This is a genomic window from Nostoc sp. NMS2, assembly GCF_017115105.1.
Lineage (GTDB): Bacteria > Cyanobacteriota > Cyanobacteriia > Cyanobacteriales > Nostocaceae > Nostoc.
Map to the genome: position 1 here is coordinate 104167 of NZ_JABXKH010000061.1, position 25798 is coordinate 129964.

At 42.2% G+C, this 25798-nt stretch carries 20 protein-coding genes; 10 read left to right on the top strand and 10 right to left on the bottom strand.

The annotated features are described in order from the left end of the window. Window positions 1-5: 5 nt before the first annotated feature. Window positions 6-1178: an HhoA/HhoB/HtrA family serine endopeptidase gene (locus HWQ36_RS12135; protein WP_292702532.1), complete on the bottom strand. Its 1173-nt coding sequence runs from the start codon at window positions 1176-1178 to the stop codon at window positions 6-8. A gap of 353 nt (window positions 1179-1531) precedes the next feature. Between HWQ36_RS12135 and dnaA the strand changes: the two genes are divergently transcribed. Beyond that, window positions 1532-2914, top strand: a complete 1383-nt coding sequence (gene dnaA, locus HWQ36_RS12140) for a chromosomal replication initiator protein DnaA (protein WP_292702535.1) — start codon at window positions 1532-1534, stop codon at window positions 2912-2914. A 172-nt stretch (window positions 2915-3086) separates the two neighbouring features. Here dnaA and HWQ36_RS12145 read toward each other — a convergent pair whose 3' ends face one another. Both HWQ36_RS12145 and HWQ36_RS12150 read right to left on the bottom strand, forming a co-directional pair. Beyond that, complete coding sequence (locus tag HWQ36_RS12145) at window positions 3087-4577, bottom strand: glutamine synthetase family protein (protein ID WP_292702537.1); 1491 nt, start codon at window positions 4575-4577, stop codon at window positions 3087-3089. Between the two features lie 415 nt (window positions 4578-4992). Beyond that, window positions 4993-6177 carry an aminotransferase class I/II-fold pyridoxal phosphate-dependent enzyme gene (locus HWQ36_RS12150; RefSeq protein WP_292702540.1) on the bottom strand — a complete coding sequence of 395 codons (1185 nt, stop codon included), beginning with the start codon at window positions 6175-6177 and terminating at the stop codon, window positions 4993-4995. A 183-nt stretch (window positions 6178-6360) separates the two neighbouring features. Here HWQ36_RS12150 and HWQ36_RS12155 point away from each other — a divergent pair, with 183 nt between their 5' ends. Both HWQ36_RS12155 and ribD read left to right on the top strand, forming a co-directional pair. Continuing rightward, entirely contained in the window at window positions 6361-6960 is a 600-nt protein-coding gene (locus HWQ36_RS12155) for an MBL fold metallo-hydrolase (RefSeq protein ID WP_292702542.1), read from the top strand. A gap of 237 nt (window positions 6961-7197) precedes the next feature. Further along, window positions 7198-8397 carry a bifunctional diaminohydroxyphosphoribosylaminopyrimidine deaminase/5-amino-6-(5-phosphoribosylamino)uracil reductase RibD gene (gene ribD / locus HWQ36_RS12160; protein ID WP_292702545.1) on the top strand — a complete coding sequence of 400 codons (1200 nt, stop codon included), beginning with the start codon at window positions 7198-7200 and terminating at the stop codon, window positions 8395-8397. A gap of 42 nt (window positions 8398-8439) precedes the next feature. Here the strand turns inward: ribD and HWQ36_RS12165 are convergent, their stop codons facing one another. The 4 genes from HWQ36_RS12165 to HWQ36_RS12180 all read right to left on the bottom strand — a co-directional run bounded on the left by HWQ36_RS12165 (window position 8440) and on the right by HWQ36_RS12180 (window position 14230). Next, window positions 8440-8658, bottom strand: coding sequence for a hypothetical protein (locus HWQ36_RS12165; RefSeq protein ID WP_292702546.1), 219 nt, complete (start codon window positions 8656-8658; stop codon window positions 8440-8442). 666 nt (window positions 8659-9324) lie between these two features. Continuing rightward, complete coding sequence (locus tag HWQ36_RS12170) at window positions 9325-10824, bottom strand: haloacid dehalogenase-like hydrolase (protein ID WP_292702549.1); 1500 nt, start codon at window positions 10822-10824, stop codon at window positions 9325-9327. Between the two features lie 126 nt (window positions 10825-10950). Further along, window positions 10951-12780, bottom strand: coding sequence for a serine/threonine protein kinase (locus HWQ36_RS12175; protein ID WP_292702551.1), 1830 nt, complete (start codon window positions 12778-12780; stop codon window positions 10951-10953). Between the two features lie 400 nt (window positions 12781-13180). Then, the gene (locus HWQ36_RS12180) at window positions 13181-14230 is read right to left on the bottom strand and encodes a hypothetical protein (protein ID WP_292702553.1); all 1050 of its coding nucleotides are present in this window, start codon (window positions 14228-14230) and stop codon (window positions 13181-13183) included. A 940-nt stretch (window positions 14231-15170) separates the two neighbouring features. Here HWQ36_RS12180 and HWQ36_RS12185 point away from each other — a divergent pair. Further along, a complete protein-coding gene (locus HWQ36_RS12185) occupies window positions 15171-17099 on the top strand; it encodes an alpha-amylase family glycosyl hydrolase (protein ID WP_292702571.1) in 1929 nt (642 codons plus the stop codon). Between the two features lie 322 nt (window positions 17100-17421). On the opposite strand, the gene HWQ36_RS12190 is transcribed toward HWQ36_RS12185, so the two are convergent. Together HWQ36_RS12190 and HWQ36_RS12195 are read right to left on the bottom strand one after the other, a co-directional pair. Next, window positions 17422-17955, bottom strand: a complete 534-nt coding sequence (locus HWQ36_RS12190; protein ID WP_292702555.1) for an aminoglycoside adenylyltransferase domain-containing protein — start codon at window positions 17953-17955, stop codon at window positions 17422-17424. A gap of 220 nt (window positions 17956-18175) precedes the next feature. Beyond that, window positions 18176-18448, bottom strand: coding sequence for a transposase domain-containing protein (locus tag HWQ36_RS12195; RefSeq protein ID WP_292702557.1), 273 nt, complete (start codon window positions 18446-18448; stop codon window positions 18176-18178). A gap of 197 nt (window positions 18449-18645) precedes the next feature. Between HWQ36_RS12195 and HWQ36_RS12200 the strand changes: the two genes are divergently transcribed. Together HWQ36_RS12200 and HWQ36_RS12205 are read left to right on the top strand one after the other, a co-directional pair. Next, window positions 18646-19083, top strand: coding sequence for a DUF29 domain-containing protein (locus tag HWQ36_RS12200; protein ID WP_292702559.1), 438 nt, complete (start codon window positions 18646-18648; stop codon window positions 19081-19083). 24 nt (window positions 19084-19107) lie between these two features. After that, entirely contained in the window at window positions 19108-19842 is a 735-nt protein-coding gene (locus tag HWQ36_RS12205; protein WP_292702561.1) for a class I SAM-dependent methyltransferase, read from the top strand. 150 nt (window positions 19843-19992) lie between these two features. Here the strand turns inward: HWQ36_RS12205 and HWQ36_RS12210 are convergent, their stop codons facing one another. Beyond that, on the bottom strand, window positions 19993-20397 hold the full coding sequence (locus HWQ36_RS12210) for a hypothetical protein (RefSeq protein WP_292702563.1): 405 nt from the start codon (window positions 20395-20397) through the stop codon (window positions 19993-19995). Between the two features lie 188 nt (window positions 20398-20585). On the opposite strand from HWQ36_RS12210, the gene ppsA reads away from it, so the two are divergent. The 4 genes from ppsA (at window position 20586) to HWQ36_RS12230 (ending at window position 25726) form a co-directional block, all read left to right on the top strand. Next, window positions 20586-23066 carry a phosphoenolpyruvate synthase gene (ppsA, locus tag HWQ36_RS12215; protein ID WP_292702565.1) on the top strand — a complete coding sequence of 827 codons (2481 nt, stop codon included), beginning with the start codon at window positions 20586-20588 and terminating at the stop codon, window positions 23064-23066. 42 nt (window positions 23067-23108) lie between these two features. Next, complete coding sequence (locus HWQ36_RS12220) at window positions 23109-23492, top strand: element excision factor XisH family protein (RefSeq protein ID WP_292702567.1); 384 nt, start codon at window positions 23109-23111, stop codon at window positions 23490-23492. A gap of 24 nt (window positions 23493-23516) precedes the next feature. Beyond that, on the top strand, window positions 23517-23870 hold the full coding sequence (locus tag HWQ36_RS12225) for a XisI protein (protein ID WP_292702568.1): 354 nt from the start codon (window positions 23517-23519) through the stop codon (window positions 23868-23870). A gap of 284 nt (window positions 23871-24154) precedes the next feature. After that, window positions 24155-25726 (top strand): phospholipid carrier-dependent glycosyltransferase, encoded by a 1572-nt coding sequence (locus HWQ36_RS12230; RefSeq protein WP_292702569.1) that lies wholly within the window; start codon window positions 24155-24157, stop codon window positions 25724-25726. Window positions 25727-25798: the final 72 nt, after the last annotated feature.

Consider the following 25798-nt stretch of genomic DNA (forward strand, 5'->3'; position numbering starts at 1 on the left):
AAACTTTATCCTTCACGTCTGGCGGGTAAAGCAGCAGGTTGGACTCCTATTTGAACAATTTGCCCATTGCGTTCCACCTGTATTGGTAACTTAGTGCCGATTTTGCTATTTTCTACTAGCTTTTGTACTTCTTCAATTTTAGTAACAGGCTGGCTGTTAATGCTTTTAATCACATCACCGACTCGTAGTCCAGCCACAGATGCAGGCGATCGCGGCACAATTTCAACCAGCAAAACGCCTTCATCTGCTGTAAGATTTAAGCGATCGCCTGCTTTATCTCTGATTTTTTCTTTAATTTCTGGTGTCAGTGTCACCATCTGAACACCCAAATAAGGATGATCGACTTTGCCTGTAGCAATTAATTCCTGGGCAATTTTTTGTGCAGTGTTGATGGGGATAGCAAATCCTAAGCCTTGAGCGCCTCGGATAATAGCTGTGTTCATCGCTATTACCTGTCCACGAGCATTAAGCAATGGCCCACCAGAATTACCAGGGTTAATCGCAGCATCCGTTTGGATGTAATCAACCCGCTTGTCACTAGCACCGATATCTCGACCAGAACGACCTGTGGCACTAATAATCCCAGAAGTGACGGTATTATTCAAGCCTAAAGGGTTGCCAATAGCTATTACTGCTTCTCCTGGTTGTAAAGCATCAGAGTTACCTACAGATAAAGTTGGCAGATTATTAGCATCAATTTTGATCACAGCAACATCTGTTACTGGATCTTCACCTAGTACTTTCCCGTCAAAAGTCCGGCCATCTTTGAGGATGACAGTCACTCTATCAGCACCATCTACCACATGGGAATTGGTCAAAATTTGGCCTGAAGAATTAATGATAAATCCAGAGCCACTACCGCGCTCTACCCGTTGTCTAGGCTGTGGCGTTGCGTCTCCAAAAAACCGCCGGAAAAATGGATCGTTAAATTCGTCTGGTACACGAGAAGTGATTGTTCGGGAAGAATCAATGCGAACTACCGCAGGCCCCACATTTTGCACTACTTTTACCACAAAATTAGGATCTCCAGATGACGAGAAAATCGGCGGGGGGACAATTCCCGAATTGGGTTCTATTGTTTTTTGGGCTTGAGTATCGTTTTGTCGATTCTCAAAGGTCTTAGCTGGTAAAAGAGAGCAGCTTCCCAAGAACACCATTGCTACCCCATATAAGAGCATCCACCACCTCTGGCGCAAACCTCTGGTATCAACGAAGAGGCAGGGGGAAGAGGGCAGGGAGCGGGGGGAAGAAAGAGGAATTGGAGCAGGGGGCAGGGGGACAAGGGGAAGAACTCCACCCTGCCCCTCGCTCCCTGCTCCCTGCTCCCTTGCCTCTTTTCCAATTAAGTCATGGTTTGTTGTCTTCATGTATCGTTGCTTCTCCGTGTCAGTCAGTGGATGTTAGGATCTTGCCTACTGGGTATGTCCCAAAATGATTACAACTTAAAAGCTTATTCTAGGTCTGGCGTGTCTGGATGCTAAATTGATGCTTCATCTTCTATTGTGACGATTAGCAGCAAAGGTGGTGGATCATGGAAATTCCCATAGAAAGTCTGTGGAGTCAGGTACTAGAGCGCCTACAGGTTGAACTATCCCGACCTACCTTTGAAACTTGGATAAAAACTGCTAGTGCGGAGCGATTAGAAAATAATTGCTTAGTAATCCGCACTCCTAACCCATTTGCTCGTAATTGGTTACAGAAGTATTACATCAATACCATTGCTCATGCAGTCCAAGATATTCTCGGTCATCCCGTAGGAATTTACATTACTGTTGCTCAAGGTGATGAAGTTTCTCATTTTAGTGAACGCGAGGTTTCTTGGGAATCAACAAATCCTAGCAGTATTCCTGAAGCTGTTTCTCATCACAATCATAAAACTACTGAATTAAATTCTAAATATGTCTTTTCACGATTTGTAGTTGGTGCCAACAATCGGATGGCTCACGCTGCTTCTTTGGCAGTTGCAGAATCTCCAGGTAAAGAGTTTAATCCTTTATTTTTATGCGGTGGGGTAGGTTTAGGTAAAACTCATTTGATGCAAGCTATTGGTCATTATCGCTGGAAAATTTCTCCTGATTGTAAAATATTTTATGTTTCTACTGAACAGTTTACTAATGATTTAATTACAGCGATTCGTAAAGATAGTATGCAAAGTTTTCGAGAACATTATCGAGCGGCTGATGTTTTATTAGTTGATGATATTCAGTTTCTTGAAGGCAAGGAATACACTCAAGAAGAATTTTTTTATACTTTTAATACTTTACATGAAGCTGGGAAACAAGTTGTGATTGCTTCCGATCGTCCTCCAAACCAGATTCCTAGCTTACAAGAACGTCTTTGTTCTCGATTTTCTATGGGGTTAATCGCAGATATCCAAAAGCCGGATTTAGAAACTAGAATGGCAATTTTGCAAAAAAAAGCCGAGGATGAAAATATTCGGCTTCCTCGTGATGTGATTGAATATATTGCTTCTAACTATACTTCTAATATTCGAGAATTAGAAGGAGCTTTAATTCGGGCGGTGGCTTATATTTCTATTTGGGGCTTACCAATGACGGTGGAAAATATCACACCTGTTTTAGAACCGCCTAACGAAAAAATGGCAGCTACCCCAGAAGCAATTTTAAAGGTTGTAGCGGATAATTTTGATGTTTCAATAGACGATCTCAAAGGTAACTCACGACGAAGAGAGATTAGCTGGGCGCGTCAAATAGGAATGTATCTCATGCGTCAACACACATCTTTGAGTTTGCCGAGAATTGGCGAGGAGTTTGGTGGTAAAGACCATACAACGGTAATCTATAGTTGCGATAAAATTACCCAACTCCACCAGAGCGATCGCACTTTAGCACAAACAATCCGCCAACTGAGCGATCGCATCAACATGACTAGTACCGCAAGGCGGAATTCGTAATTCGTAATTCGTAATTCGTAAAGACTGATTATTGTAGAGACGGCGATTTATCGCGTCTTTTGCCTTAACCGAACAGTATTGCGTTGTAGGGGCAATTCATGAATTGCCCCTACAACGGATGTGGTTCAAATACATGAAAAGTGCTGTAAAAGAGGAATAAACCAAACTCAACTCAAAATAATTCAAAATATTCTCTTTGTTCCCACTCAGTCACCTGCTTTAAATACTCTTCTGGTGGCTGCTCGGCGACGGACTGTAAAAAGCGATTAATTTCACTCTGTTTCATCTTAATGATGAAGTTTATGAACTGCTGCCCCATTTTTTGAGCAAAAAGTTCGCTTTGGCTCAAATATGCGATCGCCTCTGACAAACTTTTGGGTAAGATCGGATTTTCTGTAGTGTAAGGTGACTCTGTTGGGGAGCCAGGGTCAAGTTTACGATCTACACCATCTAACCCAGAAATCAATTGCGATGCCATGTAGAGATAGGGATTGGCCGCTGGTTCTCCAACTCGGTTTTCAATGTGGGTACTGGGGTCATCAAAACCGCCTTGTAATCTAATCATTGCCCCTCGGTTTTCCAATCCCCACCCCGCACGATCGGGGGCTAGGGAATAAGGTCTAAATCTTTTGTAGCCGTTAATTGTCGGGGTTGTGAACACAGAAGCAGCATTGGCGTGTTTGATAAGACCACCAACAAAGTGTTTAGCTAAATCTGACGTGAGGGTTTGGGAGTTTGCAGACATGAAAGCGTTCTCGCCTGTGGTTCGGTCTACAAGGGATTGATGCAAATGCCAGCCATTGGAAGAAGAACCTTGCAGTCCTGGACGACACATAAATGATGCGATATAACCTTGTTGACGGCAGATTTGCTTGGTTGCCATTCTAAATATCATCATTGTATCGGCAGCTTGCAATGCACAAATTGGGTCAAAAGTAAACTCAAATTGACCGACACCCCCTTCGTTTTCTACACTCCTTAAAGGCAATTTCATTTCAACTAAGTTTTCTGCCAGAAGGAGCAGCAAATCTTGAATCTCTGGATTGTGGGATTCTAAAAGGTATTGGAAGCTATGGTCTACGGCGCTAACTTTAGCAGGTTCACCGGGTTTTCCAGAAGTACCAACATTTGCGATCGCTAACATCGGATCTTCTAACTTTGCCAGATACCACTCAACTTCTAAGCCGACAATATACTCCAACCCTCTTTGATGTAACTCTACCAATGATTGGCGCAAAATACCGCGACTGGAAAAGGGCATTGGCTGACCATTTTGAAAGTATTCGTCACAGAGAATAAAGCCAGTACGTTTTGCCCAAGGCAGAATTTTGAAGGTATCGGGGTCAGGAACAGCCACAAGATTTGGCGCACCTGTCATCAAAGGCATATCTAAACTACCGCCGGGAACAAATGGGTTAAATACTATTGCAGCACCAGTATCAAACAGGAATGTCCCAGTGCTGATTTGCATACCATTTTCCAGGGCGCTGAAAAAGGCTTGGGGTAAAAGCGCCTTACTGCGAACAATGCCATGCTGGTCTGACCAAGCGGTACGAATCAACAATAAATCCTGTTCTTTAACAACAGCCTTAATCTTTTCAGATGCTTCTTTTTGGATTTCTGTCCACAGGTGATGACGCTCAATAAATCCAGGTCTTTTCATTGGGACTCCCTAATCATCTTCAACTTGTGCGGCTAGTCCCAGAAGGACAGGCTTGAACGAAAGATCAAGGCAAAGAGAGGTTTCTCGAACTCATGTTAAATTAATTTGCATTAGGTTGTCGGTTGCAGAGTTTGCTGTAAGTAAGTTGGTACAATAAAATCAAACTATGTAAAGAAAAATGAACTAGGCTAAAACCCTTATACCTAAACCTCGTCTATCTTGAGAACCGTAGTTTTGTAGGTTGGGTGCAGCGATAGCGTAACCCAACATAAAATTTGGTGGTAATGTTGGGTTGCGTTTCACTCCACCCAACCTACATAAATAAATATATCTTTTAAAAAACTCTTGGTTTCAACATAGATGAGGTTTATTTCATATTGCCTATTTTCTATTGCCTTATCCCAACGACAATTATTTACGCCCACTTACTTAGTTTGAGTAAGCGATCGCTCGCTGTTTGTAATGTCTCAGGTGTTTTGCTAAAGCAGAATCTGATCAATGAATGGCCTTTTTCTGGTTGGCTGAAAAAGCTGGAACCAGGAACTACGGCAACTCCAATATTTTTAATTAGATGGTAAGTGAATTCAATATCTGTTTTGTAGCCAAATTTAGAAATATCTGCAAGAACATAATAGGCTCCCTTGGGAAGGAAGTAAGGAATGCCAACTCGATCGAGTATCTGTGAGATGCAGTCTCGCTTCTGGTGATAAAGTTTGCCTAGTTTTTCATAATAGGATGGTGGTAGTTGCATCGCGGCAACTCCGGCTCGTTGCAATGGTGCGGGAGCGCCAACGGTAAGAAAATCATGGACTTTGCGAATGGCTCCCGTTAATGTGGGGTTGGCCAAAATGTAGCCAACTCGCCATCCGGTGACACTATAAGTTTTGGATAAACCATTAATAGTAACGGTGCGTTCTTCCATACCGGGAAGGGTCGCTAAGGCAATATGTTGAGTGCCATCATAGAGAATGTGTTCGTAGATTTCATCTGTGAAGGCTAACACATCCCACTTTTGACAAAGTTCTGCAATTAGGGTGAGTTCTTCACGGGTGAAGACTTTGCCAGTGGGGTTATGGGGTGTGTTGATAATAATAGCTTTGGTATTAGCATTGAAAGCTTGACGCAACTGTACTTCATCAAATGTCCAATGGGGAGGATGCAGTGTTACGTACCGTGGTGTAGCACCAGCTAAAATCGCATCGGGGCCGTAGTTTTCGTAATAAGGCTCAAATACAATTACTTCGTCACCGGGATCGACTGTCGCTAGCATTACAGATGCCATTGCTTCTGTGGAACCGCAGGTGACGGTGATTTGGGTTTCAGGGTCGATATCTAAGCCGAGATACCAGCGAACTTTGTTAGCGATCGCATGACGAAATGCGCGATCGCCCCAAGTAATGGCATACTGGTTGACATCTGCCTCTATTGCATCATAAGCTGCCTGTTTTAACTCCGGTGGACAGGGAAAATCAGGGAACCCCTGAGCCAGATTCACCGCACTATGTTGCAGTGCCACCCGTGTCATTTCCCGAATCACCGACTCTCTAAACTGGTCAGCCTTCGCTGATATTTTTTTACGTCCAATCTCACTCACTCCCATACCTCCGTTGATCTCTATTGCGGTTTATGCAGGAATTTTTCTAAATTCGATAAAATCCATAATACCGATAGCTTTATCGTAGTATACTCAAATTCGAGATTCAGAGGGAATGCAACCTTATAATCTATATACTTAATTATTGATATTAATAGTCAATTACTGAAGTACAGATCCAGAATCATCATGAAATCTTTGCACCGTCCCGATCTCTATAGCTGGTCTAATTTCAATCCGGCAAGAAATATTGATTTCAATGGGATTGCCTGGATTCGCCCAGATGGAAACATCTTGATTGACCCAGTAGCCCTATCAAACCATGATTGGAATCATTTGAAATCCCTCGGTGGTGTAGTTTGGATTGTGCTGACGAATTCCGAGCATGTCAGGGCAAGTAAAGATATTGCCGATCAAACTTATGCTAAGATAGCTGGCCCTGTGGCAGAAAAAGACACTTTTCCCATACCTTGCGATCGCTGGTTGTCTGATGGTGAAGAGTTCGTACCTGGGTTAAAAGTAATTGAACTCCAAGGCTCGAAAACTCCCGGCGAATTGGCTCTGTTACTGGAGGAGACAACTTTGATTACAGGGGATTTAGTCAGGGCACGCAAAGCAGGTAGCTTAACTATATTGCCAGATGACAAGCTATTGAATCGAGAGGAGGCTGTTGCTTCTGTTCGCAGGTTGGCAGAACTGAGTCGGGTTGAAGCAGTGCTGGTGGGGGATGGTTGGCCCGTCTTCCGCGATGGACGCGATCGCTTGCAGGAACTTGTAGCCACGCTGTAAATGGGTGGGAGGCAGGGGGCAGGAGGAACTTTTTAGTTGGGGATTCTGGAGCCACTGAACTACCGTAAGAAAGTGAGAAGCTGACGCAACAGTTGGGGTCTTAAACTCTCTCCAAAAGTTGGGCTTTACCCTTTTCCCTTTCCCCCTATTTTTAATTACCCTGAGCAAAGCGCGATTCTTCTGTGGAAAGGCTGCGCGATCGCGTGCAGAATATTTACAGTGTTGCCGCCTAAAATTATGGATAATTCCCCAGTGGTCGCTCAAGCAGATGCATCCTTACCAAATTACACTCAGGAAAATATACATTTAGTGGAGTCAACAGTTATAAAAGAAAAGATCGGAACTGACTTTGACTCTCGCATGATGCTGCGGTGTTTGGAACTTGCTCGCCGCGCTTTAGGACGGACTTCGCCAAATCCGTTAGTGGGAGCGGTGATTGTCAAGGATGGCGAAATTGTCGGCGAGGGGTTTCATCCTCGTGCAGGTGAGCCTCATGCAGAAGTATTTGCCTTGCAAGCAGCAGGCGATCGGTCTCGTGGTGCAACAATCTATGTGTCACTCGAACCTTGCAATCACTACGGCCGGACTCCCCCTTGTTCGGAAGGATTGATCCAAGCTGGAGTGGCAAAAGTCGTAGTCGGTATGGTTGATCCCAATCCCCTGGTCGCTGGAGGTGGTATTGCCCGTTTACGGGCGGCGGGGATCGAAGTGTTGGTAGGAGTAGAAGAATCAGCTTGCCGTCGGCTAAATGAAGGTTTTGTGCATCGCATTCTCTACAAACGACCTTTGGGAATTTTAAAATATGCCATGACTTTAGACGGCAAAATTGCCACCACCTCTGGTCATAGCGCCTGGGTGACAAGCCAAGAGGCCCGCAATGAAGTACATCAACTGCGGGCGGCTTGCGATGCAATAATTGTCGGCGGCAATACAGTTCGACAAGATAATCCTTATTTAACCAGCCATCATGCAGAGGCACATAATCCCCTGCGGGTGGTGATGAGTCGCCATCTCAACTTACCGGAAAGTGCCCATCTGTGGCAAACTGCGGATGCTCCAACTTTGGTGTTGACAGAGAAGGGTGCTAACCCCGATTTCCAAGAACTGTTGCTCAAACAGGGGGTGGAAATCGTGGAATTAACATCACTTACACCAGATAAGGCAATGGCGTACTTATATGAGCGGGGTTTTTGTAGCGTGTTGTGGGAATGTGGCGGTACTTTAGCTGCAAGTGCGATCGCTCAAGGAGCAGTGCAAAAAGTTTTGGCATTTATTGCCCCAAAAATCATTGGTGGTAGCATTGCTCCCACACCAGTGGGCGATTTAGGTTTTACTACCATGACTGAGGCGTTGTCTCTAGAACGTGTTCGTTGGCGTGTAGTAGGCTCTGACTGCTTAGTGGAAGGTTATTTTCCCCAAAAAGCCAATAGTCAATAGTAATAACACTAGACTATCAATCAATTTATGGTGATTTTGCTATCATGAACACTGGCGTTCATGGGCAAGATCACGAATAAGGGCTAGCCGAGATTGAATGTAGTGGCATAGAAAGTCAGTTTCGTTAGAATCTAACAACACTTGCGTTTCGGTTTGTTTTACTAACCACTGCACCAAACTAGCATCATCCAGTTGTAAGAGGAGCTTGGCTTGCGCGGTTTCAACCACTGACCAAAGCTGACGCATGATTGTAGGAGTCATCAGACCTCGATTGAATAATGAGCAATTAGCTGTCTTTAGATTACACAATTCCGATCGCAATTTACGACATGAATGTAGAAGCTGAGACAAGTATTATTAAAAACTTAATAATGATATTTATAACTTTATGAAGATTAAGAATTTGAAACTCAGTTTGAAAATGGGCATAAGGCAGTAGACACGGGAAATACAGATTCTCAAGAATTAGAGGATATTTTGCTCTCATAACGATCGCAGCATAGAATCTCAGTACATGGCTGAGACTTTGATTTGTCTTTGCATCTGACCAAAAGTAAAATTATACCCTTCAGGACTTTTAAAATCACCTCTTAGAGCATGTTTGAAAAGTTGCAAAGTATACTATACAGCAGTTCCTGCTGTTATCAAGTATAGTCTCTCCCTCTCCCCACTCCCTCCATTTAGACCCTTTCAGCACTAAACATCGTCTCCCCTTGGGAGAAGACTCGCTCATAGCGTTACCCATGCCGAACCCGTTAGCGTCTCTAAGAGTTGGCTTTACGCTGCGCTAACGGGTTCGGCAGTTCCTGATGGGGGGAACCCCCTTTCTGCGGACTGCCTCACCATTCCAAATCAACGAAACGCTTACGCTGTATTCATTATTTAATTTTTAATTTTTAATTTTTAATTCCGCCTTGCGGTACTAGGCTATTTTTTTTCTTGGGAAATCGGATGAATTTCACGGACTATTTTCAAAACCTCATTTCTTGCCTTATAGGTACACCAAACCAAAATTGCCCAAGTCTGCCAACTCATGATTATAGAACTATTTTGAGTCCCTAGCATAATTGCAATAACTATAAATCCAAACAGAAAGAGACGAATCACTTGATTAGGTAAATCTTTTAACCACTCACTTTTATTAAAACGATAAATAGAATAGGGTATCCAGCGACTAATCACTTGTGCTATGAATAATATCGCCCCGATGATATTAGTTTTTGTCACTACCAGAAAGCCAAAGCACTTGTAAAATTGCAATATAAAGTAAAGCCAAATTCGTGTCTTCTTATCAACAAGGTTGTAAGCATAAAAAGTCACTCTGACAATGAGGAGTAGACCTATCCACAGTGCCATCTCAGTTAAAATCGTTACTAGGTTTATGGCACTTACTTCGCCAGCAAAATTCCTATCACTTGAGACAACTTTAGTCAATTCCAGAACAATTAGTCCGGGAAAAGCAAAAACTATAGACCAAAGCCAAGCCTGCCATACACTAATTCGATTCTTATACTTTTGGTATGTTTCTGAAAGTGTTGGTTTTTTCTCAAACCGTTCGGCAATTATGTCATTTTCCACATAGCCTAGTTCATAGACGCACCAGAACGAAAGTAGTAAAAAAAACATACTGATGCCATGAATAATTGGTTGGCTATTCGCCAAACTCAAACCTAGTATCAAGAACACAAAATCGTCTAATAAAATCTTTTTGACAAAATATTTACCACCTGGTCGCTTTGCTCGCTCTAGATACAAAAAGGGAATATAAACATCAGACATAGCCGAAACATACTTTGCTTCTGGCCAAATAACTAAGCATGGAGTTGCCACAGATGCAAGTAATTGGTTGTCATCATTTGAGTCTGTAATTGCAATCGCACGGGCAACTTTATTCTTACCCAATGATGCTTTCACCAAAAAGTCTTTTCCTCGCTGTCGATCTATAGCTCCCTGCCAAAATCTACAAGCTATGACACTATTAAAACTTATGGGTAGGTGTTTGCACAAAGGACGAACAATCCAACTAAACCCTAGCGTGGCAATTATTATACCTGAATTCTGATTCTTAGTAAGTGCCTGGATTAGGGTAGTGTTCTTGTAGGCTTTAGCTAGCTGTTTAGCTCGCCATTGCCACAAAATTATAGTCCAGGGAAAAACCAGGGTTGCGACAAAAACCCTCATCCAATCTCGTGACACCTCTCCTTTGATTTCCCCAGGCAACCAATTCCACGGTTTGAGAAGATTCAAGAAGGTGAGGAGTAACCACCCAAGGAAGCGGGGTTGTAGTGAGTTTAGATACTCTTGCGTCGAATTGCGGAGGAAAAGAGTTTCATCTAAATCTACTATGATCGGTGTACTGTCTGGTGCTGTTTCAATGATGTTTACTATGTCTGCGACAGAAGTGTCATAACCTAGTGGATTTATCATAAAGCTCATAAATTTGTGACAGTTTTTAAGTCTGCTCTGAAAATAAATCGTTCTTAAGCACTTAATTCTGCTAAATTATTAGCAATAGCTAGTACAGTAACCGTTAAAAATATATCATTTAAGACATTAACACTTTTTGGCTGTTGATGGACTCACAAAATCGTGTAAATTTTCATCCCAAATACTAATGTAAATAAAATTACATTCTTGGCGGATAATCTGACCCTTAACTGAGCCATTCTTAAAACTAAAATTATTAGATTGACCCTGTTGTACCTGTTTAAGTCCCTGCTTAATTTCTTCAGTAGCTTGCCCATCTAACAATCCATTCAAGGTAGTCTCCATTACCTGCGGATCTACCGTTTGGGCAAAAGATACCTCAGTTTGACGCAGCACTTTAGAATTGCGATCGAATAGGTAGCCAAGGTCAATTTTGTTTGGCACTAGTTTGTAAACTACAGCACGAGTCTTACCCCATGCGCCTCTTAAATCTTGATTTGGTTTGCCGAGGGTAGCTTCTACGGCGCTTCTGGGTGTACCTGTAGGAAATGCGGGAACGCTTTGACTGCTGGTAGTCACAGCTACTTTACTAGGCGACCGATCGTTATTTTGTGGTGTAGAAGGTGCTTCTGGTGTGGGAACAGCAATATTCTCTGGTTCTGGTGTAGAAGGCGCTTCTGGCACTGGAGTATCTGAAGTTACAGCCTCTTTTTCTGGCTGTGGTATGGATACAACGGGGGGATTAAAGGTTGGCAAAGGATTGAGAATTACTCGCTTTCGTGGTGGTGAGGCCGGTACAACTGGGACTGGAGAAGTTTGGGAAGAAAGGGGCGATTCGGTAGATGCGGGAGTAGGCAAAGATTCTATCGATGGGGTGCGACTTGTGACAATGGTTTTTTCTGGTTGTTGCTGACGAATGATGTTAGGAATTACTACTACACCAATCAAGCCGCCTACCAGCAAACTACCAACAATTACAGCAGGTTTTTGCCAGTTTCCAGGAGTGGGAGTGCGTGAAATCACAGTTGATTTTTGCGGTGAATATAATGGTTGGGTTTGTCGATTTGATGTAGCAGAGGGATAAAAATTAACTGTGGGAGCATTTGCAGCTAACTCAGGAGAGATATTACTAGCAGACTGCAAAGCGTGTAACATTTTACTAGCAGTGTTGTAACGATCGCCAGCATGAGGCTTAATTGCCTGATTAAGTACCGCTACTAATTGAGAAGAGATGTTAGGGGCGTATTGCTGCCAAAGTATTTCCCCAGTTTTGAGATCGGTTTGCAATTCTTGCGGGTGTTTGCCAGTCAGCAGATAAATCGCTGTTAAACCTAAGCTGTAGATATCAGTGCCGTAAACTGGGCGGCCAACGGCTTGTTCGCTAGGCATATATCCAGGCGTACCAATAACGAGCGATCGCGTGGGGTATATTGAAGAGTTGATTATAGAACGGACTGTCTGTTTGACTGCACCAAAATCAATCAAAACTGGCTTGTTATCAACAGAACGGAGAATAATGTTCTCAGGTTTGATATCTCGGTGAATAATGCCTTTGCTGTGGACATAATTTAACACTGAAAGCAGACTCAAGAGAATTTGCCGAACAGCAGCTTCACTCTCAAATCCTTTGGCTTCGACAATTTTTGTCAGGGTTTGGCCATGAATCCATTCTTGGACAAGGTAAAATTGCCCATTCTCAGAAAAGTAGGCGTAGAGTTTAGGAATTTGGTTACTATTTTCACCCAAATATTCCAAGGTTGCGGCTTCCCGTTCAAACCTTTGTTGGATCAGTTGGTAATTTTGCGGATCGTTATTAGTTATCGGTTTGAGTTGCTTAATTACACAACGACGGCGAGAAGGCATGTGAACATCTTCTGCCAGAAAGGTTTCGCCAAAACCCCCAGCGCCGATTACCTGGATAACTTGATAGCGATTGTTTAGCAGGGTTATTGTCATGAAAAATTATAAGCGTAGACACCCAGCGCGGAGCCGGAGACTTCCTATCTTCTCCAGGCTTGTCTCAGACATCGCCCTTTCCAAATGTACATCAGATTAAGTAAAGCGAGGGTGAATAGATATTTGGTGAAATTAAATATGCGTTATCCAGAACCCCTGTAGAGACGTAGCACTGCTACGTCTCTACATTCTTTTTTACCAGATATCTCATGCAAGCTGACGCATTAATAATGCAGGGTATTGCCAAATTTCATTTGCTATGAATGAATCGCCGTTGCTGATTAGATATATGAATCTTGGTGTAGAGACGTTGCAATGCAACGTCTCTACAAGGGTTTTGAAATCACGCAAAATCATTTTCATACCTAAATTCAGCAACATCGATGAATCAAATGCTGCACTAGGTAAACTCTATAGTCTCAACAAATTCTAAAATACTCTCCTTAATGTCTTCAGCTTCTTCTTCAAGGGAATCGGGAGTTTCGCCGTCAAGAAAGCTGTGCTGACTACTAACTATATACAAAAATTCACCACTAATAAAGGTGAGCAGACCCCGGTACGCATCTAATCTGATCGCAGTTCCATTATTTTCTTGCTTAGAAATTGTCGAACCTTTGGGCATATCAATTAACACATAGTAAGCGCCTCGCAAAGTATCTTCTAGATATTCGCTATACTCCACAGAAGCATCTGGTACATTGGCAAAAATCGCTTGGGGTACATACTTATCTACTAAAATTGTTTGTAAATATTCTTCTTGTCCAACAGATTCCAGTTCCTCTAACTGTTCTAGAGGGAAAGGATAATAATCGATCCTCAACAAAGTACCGATGTCATCAGAAAAGCCAACTACTCCTTCCTGGCTTTGAATTCTACCGCCCTGCTGGGGATCAACGGGAATTGGCACGGTAAAATTACCTAAAGGGGATTGATATGTCTGTTCACTAAAATCTTCTATGACTACTGTCTCGTCTTCGTCGTCTGCATATTCTTCCTCTTCTGCTTCTTTAAAAGCTGCAATTACCTCCTTAATGATTTCCTCTGCTTCTTCATCTTCCAGTTCTAAGGCTGCTTGTAGCTTTTTGAGGTAGGCTTGTTTTGCTTTGGGGATGGCGAGTTCATCGTCTAAAAGCACTATTACCCCGGCTGCAAAACCATCCAGCACTAATTCTTCTGAAAGAGATACTTTGGCGGCATTAAACAGGGGCCCAATTCCTTCCTCTTCTGCAATGGCTAGGAGTCTATCAACTATTTCGGCGATTTCATCTTCTGAGTATTCCTCGAAAACCTCGAATTCCCAAAGGATACCAGTTAAACTGTCTGCATCTACATCTTCAATCATTGAATCAGCGATCGCAGTGACAGTTGCGATCGCTGCCACAGCTTCCTCTGGACTTAGTGATTCCTCTGATGTCTTTGGTGAGTTAAAAACCTTGTCATACTTGGTCATAATTGCTACCTAAATTAATTCCTTGATATTAATAACAGATTGAAAGTGACAATGGTCAGTTTACCAATGGAGCGAATCTTCTAGAGAAAAAGTTGGCTAATACGTGGTTTACTCAATATTGCTCAGGTGTAGCAAAATCTTGTTGACAGCTAATCTCCAAGGATTTGAGATGTTCTAAGTAAGTTGGCGCGAAAAAACTAAGTATGTTAGTTACGAAACGTAAATAGGCTTAAAGCCCTTACCAATGACCAATACTTCGACTTACCTCGACTTCGCCCTTCGGCTACGCTCAGGACAGGCTCGGCACAAGTCGCTCAGTACAAGTGACCAATGACAAATGACAAATGACAGTTAGCTTTAATTGCGCCGACCTACTTAAAATCTGTTGTCGAATATACACTTAAACAAGAGTTAGGCTCAATCTTTACCGCAGGTCAACTTAATTAAATATTGTAAATTTTTGTTATTAAGCAATGATCGTTAATAAATGCTATATTCCTTTACTTTTATCCTCAAGCAGATGAATTATATCTATCGATAGAATTATAAACTAGCTAGCGATAGATACCTATACCGTGGGCAGGATGTCACAATACCGATGTTTGTAGTGACACACAATAGTCAAAGCGTTTGTACTGTTAGTTCTACAAATGTGAAAAGAAGTCAGAAGTCAGAATCCAGGAGTCAGAATACCCGAAGCAATCAAGTCAGGAGTTTCAAACAAGGAAAATTTTTCTTTGTCTCCACGATTTATTCACCCTTTGGGTGATGCCTGCGTCACCCAAAGGGTGAACGGCAGTTCCTCATGGGAGAAACCCACTTTGAGCGACTGCCTCACCAGTCGCACTCCAATTCAATTCTGTGGATGCCGGAGGAATTATTCTGGCTCCTGACTCCTGAATTCTTCTTCGGTAAATTACATGAAATTTTGAGTTTTTTTATGGTACAAACCCCTCCATCTCAGTTTTCCCCAGAACAATACAAAGTTGATTCTGCACAAGAAAAAGTAGACGCGATTATAGAAACGCCACCATCAGAAACTGAGATTGACCTAGAGTTTCTTTACACCAGAGATATTGAATTTCGCCAAGAAACCATTTACTTTCTTGTAGTCGATCGCTTTTATGATGGCGATCCAGATAACAGCGAAGGTGAAAATTCAGAACTCTATGATCCCAATAGACAAGAATGGGGTAAGTACTGGGGTGGTGACTTACAAGGTGTCATCGATAAATTAGATTATCTCAAAAATATGGGAGTTACCGCCCTTTGGCTAACTCCACTATTCGAGCAAGTCGAAGAGTTATTTATTAGCAATGCGGCAATGCATGGCTATTGGACAAAAGACTTTAAGCGGATTAATCCTCGCTACATTGCTGATGGAGAAAACCCTTCTTTAAATGCTACCCAAGAAGAACAAAATACGACCTTTGATCGGTTAATTACAGAACTGCACAAGCGGAATATGAAGCTGGTGCTGGATATTGTCTGTAACCACAGCAGCCCTGATACCAGTGGTAGCAAAGGTGAATTGTATGATGATGGTGTCAAAATTGCTGACTTCAATGATGATGTCAATCATTGGTATCACCACTATGGCGAAGTGCAAAACTGGGAAGACGATTGGCAAGTACAGAACTGTGAACTATCTGGTCTAGCAACCTTCAATGAAAATAATACTGAATATCGGGAGTATATTAAGTCAGCCATTAAACAATGGCTAGACCGGGGCGTAGATGCACTACGAGTGGATACTGTCAAGCACATGCCCATCTGGTTTTGGCAAGAATTCACTGGCGAGATGACCAATCACAAACCAGATGTATTCATTTTTGGTGAATGGATTTATAGTAATCCGAGTGACGATCGCTCAGTGGAATTTGTTAACCACTCAGGCATGACACTTCTAGACTTTGGACTATGTGTAGCAATTCGATCCGCACTAGGGCAAGGTTCAGAAATGGGATTCCAAACAATTCAATACATTTTTGACCAGGATTATCGCTATAAAGGGGCAACAGAGTTAGTTACCTTCATCGATAACCATGATATGTGCCGCTTCCAATCGCTGAATCCCGATCCAGCGATGCTGAAGGTTGCGATCGCTTTAATCATGACATCTCGCGGCATTCCCTGTATATATTACGGCACAGAACAGTATTTACATAACGATACTGATGGCGGTAACGACCCATACAACCGCCCGATGATGGAAAATTGGGATACCGAGAGTGAGGTTTATCGTTGTATTAGACTGCTGTCTGGTTTACGGCGACTGAATCCAGCCATATCAATGGGTAGCCACTGGCAGAAATATTTGACCCCCGACGTTTACTGTTATGTCCGTCGTTATCGTGATTCTCTGTGTTTCGTAGCTTTAAACCGGGGAGGGGAAGTTACTCTCCCAGAAGTAGAAACAGAATTGCCCGATGGTGAGCATACTTGCGTAGTGACTCGCAATAAGTATGAAGTAAAAGACGGCAAGATTTATGACCTAGTATTAGAAGAACGGGGAGTGCTTGTTTTCAGCCACGTTGGGGAACGAATCAAAGCACAGACAATTGTCCGCGTCCAACTCAATGGCGTGGATACCCAACCCGGTGAAATCATTGTGGTGACAGGAGATTGCCCAGAGTTGGGTAACTGGGATATCAGTAAAGCATATCCTTTGGAGTACATCAACTCAAATACTTGGTCTGCTGAGATTCCCTTTGATGAGAGTACTGGTAAGCTGATTGCTTATAAGTATGCCATGTGGCGGGAAGGGCGATCGCCTCTGCGGGAAAATCTGGTCAATCGTCGCTGGGTGATTGCCAAAGAAGGTACTGTCAAATGGCGTGATACCTGGGCATCGGGAAGAGAATCGTAGAAAGATAGAATGAGGTATGAAGGATGAAAAGGCAAAATTTTCATTCTTCACTCTTTTTATCAAAACAGAATTCAGGAGTCAGGAGCCAGAATTCAGAATTGAATTCTGTGTGACTGGCGGATGAATCAAAGGGTTTAATACCCCCACTAAATTTTCGATTTAGTGGTGCAACAATTAATTCAGTGGTGGGTCTGAATCCCCCACTGATAGCGCAGCGTAAAGCCTTCTCTACGAGACGCTGCGCGAACGGCATGGCTTCGCTTAGAGCGAGTCCGCGAGCGTCTTGATTCTGACTCCTGAATTCTGACTTCTGAATTCTTCTTCAAGATGCCTGTTCGTTACATATATTAATTACATAACGTAAGAAGCGTACTGCTTCAACAGCCCGGCTCACTTTGCTGCGATAAGAGGAACCATGCCGAATTTCACGAAGGTTAATTGCCTCTTGAATAAGTTGATGCCACTTTGATGGAAGATGCATCAATGCATATCGACCAGCCTCCGTTTTTGAGAGGATTTCATGCTCTCTCAACGCGTAAAACAGACGCAGAACGCCAAGCACAGCCCACTGAATACCACTATCTGTTAATAAATATGCTACTTTACTTGGCGCTCGTGTCCAACTCACCCAATAGCTGTTCAAATTTTCCTTCATCTTTCTTTGCAGCAGATTCCAATCAACTGTAAATGCAAGGTTTTCTGGTGGAAGTCCAATCAGACAAATGCCTTGATGTTTCAACACCCACCAAGTGACTTGGTTTATGTCATGATATCCAGCAGAGTGCAGAGCGCTGTCATGATAGTAGGGATAAGGAGCAATTTCTTGTTGCGATCGCCCTACATCTTCCCCTAACAAATAACTTCCTTCTAGTTTCCACTGTGGATAGCTCAGTTCTAGTTTTTTATGGACTGCTTTTAGTTTTTTACCTCGGATGTTGTAGCCCGTCGTATGAGAATAGTAATAAAATCAATGTCACTTAAGTATGGGTTAAAGGCATTAAGCGCAATAGATCCATGAATATAGCAGCCAGCTATCAGACCCGGAAGTTCGATTTGTAATGATAACAAATAATCATTTAATACTGGACGAATACATTCTGGGATACGAGTATCCATACTCCACCTCGGACATTTTTGTTAGTTCTCATTGATGCTTTTGACCACAAGCTCATTGCTATGACCAGACAGATCACTACATGTGTTACTAAAGCCCGCTTCCGTTCTTCATTACTATCTGTGTCTGCGATCGCTTGAGAAACTGCTCCTGTTGGAATAGCTGTTTCTAATGCTTTGCGTACCGTACCTGATTCAATCACTGGTGAGATCAATGAAAATTCTTTGAGTTGCATTCTTACTCAGTACACTCCAGGGCTAACCCTCAGTTTATCTGGTTTTTGGCTTAACCGAACCGTATTGGGGGATGTGCGGCTTGCAAGTCTCACAAATCAAATAGGATTGCTATAGATTACTTTTGTGAGATTATTTGTAGTCTTGCATTGGGCGAAAATATGATAAATGTTGTTGAAAGCAGAGGAGATAACTGTTGATGAGTAAAGCAACACTCTACAATCAGGACTTTCTAATGTGGACGCAGCAACAAGCTGAGTGTCTGAAGAAAGGACGCTGGGCTGAGTTAGATGTTGAACATTTGGTAGAGGAATTAGAGGCTTTGGGTCGGAGTGAACAAAAGGAACTTGGAAGTTATTTGCAGGTGCTTTTAATGCACTTACTCAAATGCCAATATCAACCAGAGCGAAAAACCAAAAGTTGGGTTAACATAATCTCAAACTGCCTAAACAAAATTCAGGATTGCTTGGAAGATACTCCCAGTTTGCAGCGTTTTCTAGAAGATTGGGAGTGGATACAGAAATATTATCGCCGCGCCCTTAGAGATGCAGCAAATGAGACTCAAAAGCCAATAGAAATTTTTCCTCTTGAGTGTCCTTTCACTATAGAACAAGTTCTTAATCCTGACTTTTTCTAAGTTAAACTACTTATCCTAAGCAATATGAATGAATGGTACAAAGAAGACCTTGCATTTATTCATGATGACGGTTTTCGTGACTTCGCTCTTAAATCTGCTCCTGGCATCTTAAAAATCCTCGCTGAAAACAAAATACATGATGGATTAGTGGTTGACTTGGGTTGTGGTAGCGGATTATGGGCAGAAGAACTCACTAAGGCTCATTATCATGTTCTCGGAGTTGATATTTCTGAGTCGATGATTAATATTGCCCGAACAAGAGTGCCAGATGCCGAATTTCGGATCGATTCACTATTCAAAACAGATATTCCGCCATGTAATGCTGTCACCTCTATTAGTGAATGTATCAGCTACCTGTTTGATCGAGACAGCGATCGCCATCTTGTTCAGCTTTTCTGGCGCATATATAATGCCTTAACTCCTGGGGGTGTATTCATCTTCGACATTGCCCAAAAAGGACAAGTTGCACAAGGTACTACAACTAAGGGTTTCACTGAAGGAGAAAGCTGGGTAGTATTAGTTGAAAAATCGGAAGACCGAGAGCAAATAACTTTGACACGCCGAATTATCAGCTTCCGTAAGATGGGGGAACACTACAGACGATCTGACGAAGTACACCACGTCCGATTATACGAAGCAACAGCTATTGCAAGTGAACTCTCTGACGTTGGCTTCCAAGTTGAAACAACTCGTAGTTATGGTCAATACGTTTTGCCGCAGGGTCATGTAGCATTTATTGCACGCAAACCAGGATCGTAAATACCTGAATCAAATTCAATATCTAATTTTTTTGTTATGGTGATCCTAAAGGAATTGTTAAATACTTACGAGGTGTCAATGGAGTGACTAATCGATTCACTTGTATATTAAAATACAAACACTTGTAAATAATTTATCTATAAAGTGTATCTATTTAGGTTGGGCAATACGCGCTTCAATATCTTCCAATGTTTGTAACAATAGACTCCTTGCCTGCAATTGCCAACCCCATTTCTGAATTCTGTAAGCTGATACAGTAGCAACTATAGCTGCTAACAAACAGATAGGTTGATTTAAAGAAACTCCGAATAACAAACCCAATCCAGCAATTCCCCAAAATGGTAAGGCTACTGTTTGTCTTTGCTCTTCTACAATTTGAGTAACTATATTAGAAGATTGCTTATTAACTAATAATGCTTCTTTGACTTGTCGCTGTTCGGCTGCTGACACTGTTAAACCTATTTTACGGCGGAGTTTTTCCATTTTGCGGGCATCAGTGCTGTACTCAGTTAACTCATCTTCTGCCATTTTCAGGAGTCGTTCTAGTTGTGCCATTGTGTATTGCATCCGGTATTTTGATAAAGCTATTAACCTAAATAATTGTTAACTTTTATTGACTATATGGTTGTATTTCATCGCCAAATTTAAAGTTACACGACAGAATGAAAAATCTAAAATTGAATATGGGGAAAATATACTAGCGGTTCGCACTTACAGATTGAGTATAAATTTAAAAGGTAATTATGACTACAGTATCTAAAAGCACTTTATCTCCATCTGCCCAAGAGCGATCGCTCATTTTGTGGTTTGATGAAGTTGGGATTGCTGATATCCCCTTAGTTGGTGGTAAAAATGCCTCTCTGGGGGAAATGATTCAACAGCTAACGCCGAAAGGGATTAACGTTCCGAACGGATTCGCCACCACTGCTTACGCCTATCGTCATTTCATCCAATCAGCCGGGTTAGAAGCAAAGCTACGCAAACTCTTTGCTGACTTGGATGTTGAGGATGTGAAAAATTTACGCGAACGGGGGAAAAAAGCGCGATCGCTATTAATCCACACCCCATTCCCTGTAGAATTGCGAGAGGCGATCGCTACAGCCTACCAAAGTCTTTGTGAAATATACCATACAGAGACAGATGTTGCAGTCCGTTCTAGCGCCACCGCCGAAGACCTTCCCGATGCTAGTTTTGCTGGACAGCAAGAAACTTACCTCAACGTTGTTGGTGTTGAGGGGGTTTTAGCGGCTTGTCATAAATGCTTTGCTTCCATATTTACCGATCGCGCTATTTCTTATCGCCACACCAAGGGATTTGACCACTTTAGCATTGCTCTGGCTGTGGGCGTGCAAAAAATGGTGCGTTCTGACTTAGCCACCTCTGGGGTAATGTTCTCCATTGATACAGAAACCGGTTTTAAGGATGCAGCATTAATTACAGCCGCCTACGGTTTAGGTGAAAATGTTGTTCAGGGGTCTGTAAATCCCGATGAATATTATGTTTTTAAACCGACTTTAAAAGCTGGTTTCCGCCCAATTATTGATAAAAAATTGGGCAGTAAAGAACTGAAAATGATTTATGATGACGGTTCTAAATTTACGAAAAATGTGTCAGTTTCAGCCGGGGAAAGAGGCAAATTCGCCCTGAGTGATGAAGAGATTTTACAACTAGGAAATTGGGCGTGTTTAATTGAAGATCATTATTCTCAAGTCCACGGTATATTCACTCCAATGGATATCGAGTGGGCAAAAGATGGAATTACTAACCAACTTTTTATTGTGCAAGCGCGTCCCGAAACCGTCCAGTCGCAGAAGACAGGAAATGTGTTACGGAGTTATCGGTTGCTATTAGGGAATAGGGAATGGGGAATAGGGAATGGGGAAAAAACTTCCCACTCCCCACTCCCCCTACTTACGGGAAGTGCCATTGGGGAAGCTATTAGTCAAGGGAAAGTACGCCTAATTTTAGATGTTCAGAAACTCGAACAGTTCCAAGCTGGGGAAGTTTTGGTGACAGAAAGAACCGATCCCGATTGGGAACCAATTATGAAACGCGCCAGTGCAATTGTCACCAATTCTGGTGGGAGAACGTGCCATGCAGCAATTATTGCGCGAGAATTGGGTGTACCTGCGATCGTGGGATGTGGCAATGCTACAGAAATATTGAAACCTGGTCAAGAGGTAACAATTTCTTGCGCTGAAGGGGAAGAGGGAAAAGTTTATGCAGGCTTATTACCTTTTGAAGTTGAAGAAGTTCCTTTAGAGAACTTACCGCGTACCCATACTCAAATTTTAATGAATGTGGGTAATCCTCAAGAAGCATTGAGTTTATCGGCAATTCCTAACGATGGAGTCGGTTTAGCACGGACAGAATTTATCATTGCTAACCAAATCAAAATTCATCCAATGGCATTGATTCATTATGAATTATTAAAAGATGAATTTGTTAAAGCTAAAATTACTGAGATTACCTCACTTTACGAAGATAAAGCTCAATATTTTGTAGATAAATTAGCTCAAGGCATTGGTAGAATTGCCGCAGCATTTTATCCGAAACCAGTGATTGTGCGAATGTCAGATTTCAAAAGTAATGAATATGCGAATTTGTTAGGTGGGCGACAGTTTGAACCCAACGAAGAAAACCCAATGCTGGGTTGGCGAGGAGCGGCACGTTACTATGATGAAGGCTACAGAGAAGCTTTTGCTTTAGAATGTCATGCTCTCAAACGGGTACGGGAAGATATGGGTTTAACGAATGTTATTCCGATGATTCCTTTTTGTCGCACTCCTGATGAAGGGCGGTTAGTTTTGGCAGAGATGGCAAAAAATGGTTTAAAGCAGGGTGTTAACGGCTTGCAGGTTTATGTGATGTGTGAGTTACCCAGTAATGTTATTCTGGCTGAGGAATTTGCTGAGGTATTTGATGGTTTCTCGATTGGTTCAAATGATTTAACTCAGCTAACACTGGGGATAGATAGGGATTCGGCCTTGGTAGCGAGATTGTTTGATGAACGCAGTCCAGCCGTTAAACGAATGGTAAAAATGGCCATAGAAGCGGCGAAAAAATGCGATCGCAAAATCGGCATTTGTGGACAAGCACCCAGCGACTATCCAGAATTTGCTCAGTTTTTGGTTGAACAAGGAATTGACTCGATTAGTCTGAATCCAGATTCGGTTTTAAAGACAATGCTAGAAGTGGCAAAAGTTGAGGGTACTAATTCATAATTCGTAATTCGTAATTCGTAATTTGAGTAATTTGAGTAATTTATGCCAGTTAGAGACCGCTACCACGAAAACTTGAAGAATGCTCTAATTAAAGATGGCTGGAATGTTACTGACGATCCCTTTCATCTAAAATGGGGAAAAAAGGATCTTTACGTGGATTTGGCAGCCGAAAAGTTGCTCATCGCAGAAAAAGGAACACAGAAGATTGCTGTAGAAATCAAAACTTTCAGTGGCGACTCAGAAGTAGCAGACCTAGAACAGGCTATTGGTCAGTACTTTACATACCTTGCTGTTATGAGCCGTAATTATCGAGATAGGGTTTTGTACATCGCTGTTCATGAGGATGTTTTTACTGATATTTTTGAGGAAGAGCCGCTTGGTAAACTTAATATTGGAAGACTACAAAATTCCTCTCATCGTTTTTAATCCAAAGCGGGAGGTTATAGTCCGATGGATAATTTGGAGCAATACAGGCAGCTAATTTGCAGTATTCTTACTGAACACACAAAAATTCCTTACTCTTATGGCAATATTCAGCATGAAATTATCTTTGATCGAGAACAGGATCGATATTTGGTAATGATTCTTGGTCGAGAACCAGTGCCAGAACTTTCTCCAACAGCAACTCGCCGCGTTCACGGCTGTCTGATTCACATTGATATTATCGATGGCAAAATTTGGATTCAACGTGATGGTACTGAAGAGGGGCTAGCAACGGAACTAGTTATGGCAGGAATACCAAAGGATCGGATTGTATTGGGATTTCGGTCTGAAGAACTGCGGGAAAATTCAGAATTTGCGTAGTTTACCGCCGCAGGCATCGCATAGCAAACTAAATCACCAGCAATTTGGTAAACTACTCGAAAATTAACTTTGCTATAGCGATTCTCGGTTAAATGAAGTACCAAGCAATTGCCTAACAAAGATGGTTTACCCAGCCAAAATTATGAGGTAAGCTGGCACTGACGGCGACGGCATTGAACTATTCCTGTTTCAACTAGATGTACCTGTAAGAATAGATGGGAACTCTTAACAGGGAGTATTAAATGCCCCATGCCCCATGCCCCATGCCCAATGCCAAATGACAAATGACTAAAAAATGGTTCCGAATTGGGATGTTGGGTATATTTATCCTCTCAGTTGCCTTGAGGTTTTGGGGACTGGAGCGATTCAATACTCTGGTATTTGACGAAGTTTACTTTGCTAAATTTGGTAATAATTATCTTACGCATACGCCATTTTTCAATGCTCATCCGCCGCTAAGTCAATATATGATCGGCATCGGCATTTGGATTGGCAGTCACATTCCTTTTTGGCACGATACGGTAAATGGGTTGACGGGTTCAATGCGATCGCCCTGGACTTATCGCTGGTTCAATGCCCTTACAGGCTCATTTATTCCTGTAGTTGTGGCTGCGATCGCTTATCAGTTGAGTTATCGCCGTAGCTTTGCAATCCTAGCAGGTTTATTTACAGCTTGTGATGGCATTTTTCTAGTTGAATCTCGCTATGCTTTAAGTAATATTTATATCGTCATTTTTGGTTTATTAGGACACTGGTTTTTATTATTGGCATTAGATAACCAAAATCGGCGACGTTCATTTTGGTTAATTTTTGCTGGCATTGCTTTTGGTGCGTCAGTCGGTACTAAGTGGAACGGTTTATGGTTCCTATCAGGTGCTTATCTTATTTGGATAGTAGCTTGGGTAATTCATTTAATGCATTCTTTTTCTAACCCCTTTACATCCTTTTCATTGAAGGAGGCAGGAGGCAGGAGGCAGGAGGCAGAAGGCAGAAGGCAGGAGGTAGAAGGCGTAAGTCAGGAGTCAGAAGCTAGGAGTTACGAGGCAGGAATTAGTACTTATTCTCCCTCATCCCCCTCATCTCAGACACCACTACAAAACTTGACTCAGCTAAATATTTTCCAGATGTTATTTTATCTAGGAATTATCCCAGCTTTTATCTACAGCATCATTTGGATTCCCCACCTTCAGCTAGATAAAACTTATGGATTTATTGCAGTACATCAGCAAATTTTGAAATTTCATTTACATTTAGGTGGTAATAGTTCGGACGTACATCCTTATTGTGCCGCCTGGTACAAATGGCCTTTGATGACTCGACCAATGGCATATTATTATCAAACGGCTGAAAGTATCACCGAACCATTGCCTGTCATGGGGCCACCTTTACCAGCCGGTGCTGGACAAGTTATTTATGATGTCCATGCAATGGGTAATCCCTTTTTGTGGTGGTTTGGTGTTGCTGCCATTTTATTTTTAATAGGAATGCTGGTATCACAAGTAGTAATTTCTTTGGTGAAAGAAAAGCGTTTTTCTGCACCTGCAACTCTGAGTGTTGATACTTGGATTGCCTTGTATTTAGTTATAAATTATGCTGCTAACCTAGCGCCTTGGGTGAAGGTGACAAGGTGCGTTTTCATATACCACTATATGTGTGCAGTCGTGTTTATATTTTTAGCGATCGCTTGGTTTGTCGATCAGTGTCTTCGCAGTTATTATCAACAACTCCGGGTGCTAGGTGTCACCATTACTTTCATCATTCTGGCTGCTTTTATTTTCTGGATGCCCATCTATTTGGGTTTACCCCTTTCCCCAGATGGTTATAAACTGCGAATGTGGTTTAACTCTTGGATTTGATTAAAAGGGCATAGGGGATTAGCGCTCTTTTATGACTCTCGTGGGATAAAAATCATCCACCCTTATTTTTAA

Excerpts from the sequence above, each read along its gene's own strand:
- HWQ36_RS12135 (WP_292702532.1), bottom strand. The coding sequence starts at position 1,178 with ATGCTCTTATATGGGGTAGCAATGGTGTTCTTGGGAAGCTGCTCTCTT.
- dnaA (WP_292702535.1), top strand. The coding sequence starts at position 1,532 with ATGGAAATTCCCATAGAAAGTCTGTGGAGTCAGGTACTAGAGCGCCTA.
- HWQ36_RS12145 (WP_292702537.1), bottom strand. The coding sequence starts at position 4,577 with ATGAAAAGACCTGGATTTATTGAGCGTCATCACCTGTGGACAGAAATC.
- HWQ36_RS12150 (WP_292702540.1), bottom strand. The coding sequence starts at position 6,177 with ATGGGAGTGAGTGAGATTGGACGTAAAAAAATATCAGCGAAGGCTGAC.
- HWQ36_RS12155 (WP_292702542.1), top strand. The coding sequence starts at position 6,361 with ATGAAATCTTTGCACCGTCCCGATCTCTATAGCTGGTCTAATTTCAAT.
- ribD (WP_292702545.1), top strand. The coding sequence starts at position 7,198 with ATGGATAATTCCCCAGTGGTCGCTCAAGCAGATGCATCCTTACCAAAT.
- HWQ36_RS12165 (WP_292702546.1), bottom strand. The coding sequence starts at position 8,658 with ATGACTCCTACAATCATGCGTCAGCTTTGGTCAGTGGTTGAAACCGCG.
- HWQ36_RS12170 (WP_292702549.1), bottom strand. The coding sequence starts at position 10,824 with ATGATAAATCCACTAGGTTATGACACTTCTGTCGCAGACATAGTAAAC.
- HWQ36_RS12175 (WP_292702551.1), bottom strand. The coding sequence starts at position 12,780 with ATGACAATAACCCTGCTAAACAATCGCTATCAAGTTATCCAGGTAATC.
- HWQ36_RS12180 (WP_292702553.1), bottom strand. The coding sequence starts at position 14,230 with ATGACCAAGTATGACAAGGTTTTTAACTCACCAAAGACATCAGAGGAA.
- HWQ36_RS12185 (WP_292702571.1), top strand. The coding sequence starts at position 15,171 with ATGGTACAAACCCCTCCATCTCAGTTTTCCCCAGAACAATACAAAGTT.
- HWQ36_RS12195 (WP_292702557.1), bottom strand. The coding sequence starts at position 18,448 with ATGCAACTCAAAGAATTTTCATTGATCTCACCAGTGATTGAATCAGGT.
- HWQ36_RS12200 (WP_292702559.1), top strand. The coding sequence starts at position 18,646 with ATGAGTAAAGCAACACTCTACAATCAGGACTTTCTAATGTGGACGCAG.
- HWQ36_RS12205 (WP_292702561.1), top strand. The coding sequence starts at position 19,108 with ATGAATGAATGGTACAAAGAAGACCTTGCATTTATTCATGATGACGGT.
- HWQ36_RS12210 (WP_292702563.1), bottom strand. The coding sequence starts at position 20,397 with ATGGCACAACTAGAACGACTCCTGAAAATGGCAGAAGATGAGTTAACT.
- ppsA (WP_292702565.1), top strand. The coding sequence starts at position 20,586 with ATGACTACAGTATCTAAAAGCACTTTATCTCCATCTGCCCAAGAGCGA.
- HWQ36_RS12220 (WP_292702567.1), top strand. The coding sequence starts at position 23,109 with ATGCCAGTTAGAGACCGCTACCACGAAAACTTGAAGAATGCTCTAATT.
- HWQ36_RS12225 (WP_292702568.1), top strand. The coding sequence starts at position 23,517 with ATGGATAATTTGGAGCAATACAGGCAGCTAATTTGCAGTATTCTTACT.
- HWQ36_RS12230 (WP_292702569.1), top strand. The coding sequence starts at position 24,155 with ATGACTAAAAAATGGTTCCGAATTGGGATGTTGGGTATATTTATCCTC.